This window comes from Vibrio sp. 03_296 (assembly GCF_002265885.1).
Window position 1 is genome coordinate 1 of record NZ_NPKW01001312.1, and the last position, 760, is coordinate 760.

Below are 760 nucleotides of genomic sequence, written 5' to 3' on the forward strand. Positions count from 1 at the left end.
ATAGGCTAACAATCTGTTTAAGAGTGATTCGCAACGCTTGGCATTTTTGCTATGCGTTGCGTTTTGTGTTTAAGGTGGTATGCGGAAGTTTCGGTATTGCGTTGCTCACACCTTAACAGGGCGTTATGTTTAATCACGTAAAATCAGTTGGTTGCATCTTTTCTTTGCATTCTCGGCTTTCTAATTTTGGTCTTGTCGGCAAGTTAACTTCAGTGGTCGCTGTTTTCTGGACTCCAATTCGTGGGCGCGAAAAATTCTGAGAGTTGCCTCATTAAAGCTCAGTGCGTTTATGAGTCGAATAAAGCGTCTTGGTTTCAAGGTTTGAGCTCCAGTTTTCGGTTTCTCACGCTAAAACTCAAAATCATTAGAATCAAATTTATGAGTTAATTCAGCTTTTTAGCGTCTGGTTTTGGTTTTTAAAGGTAAGTCGAGTTAAGCTCTTGGTTTCGTAAAACTTAACCCATTGAGTCTTAAACATAACAAGAGACTATGGCGTCAATAGTTAATTTTTGGCGCTATCTGCCATTCCACATACAGCCATCTCTAAGCATTGAATTTAGAATAACTACCATCTTTCTGACGCAGGCAATGAGCGCTACTTTTTTGGGTTTTCCAGCAGCCAAAAGTCGTTGATATGTTTCTTTAAATACAGGGTTACATTGCATCGCTGACATCATGGCCATGTATAAAACAGTCCTTACTTGCATCCGTCCACCTTTGATCATTCTCTTGCCTTTGAAACTGCCACTTTCACGCGTAA

General features: G+C 40.1%; 1 pseudogene. It reads right to left on the reverse strand.

Features of this window, described 5'->3' with window-relative positions:
- Window positions 1–502: 502 nt before the first annotated feature.
- Window positions 503–760, reverse strand: a pseudogene (locus CIK04_RS31750) (transposase); the annotation flags it as partial.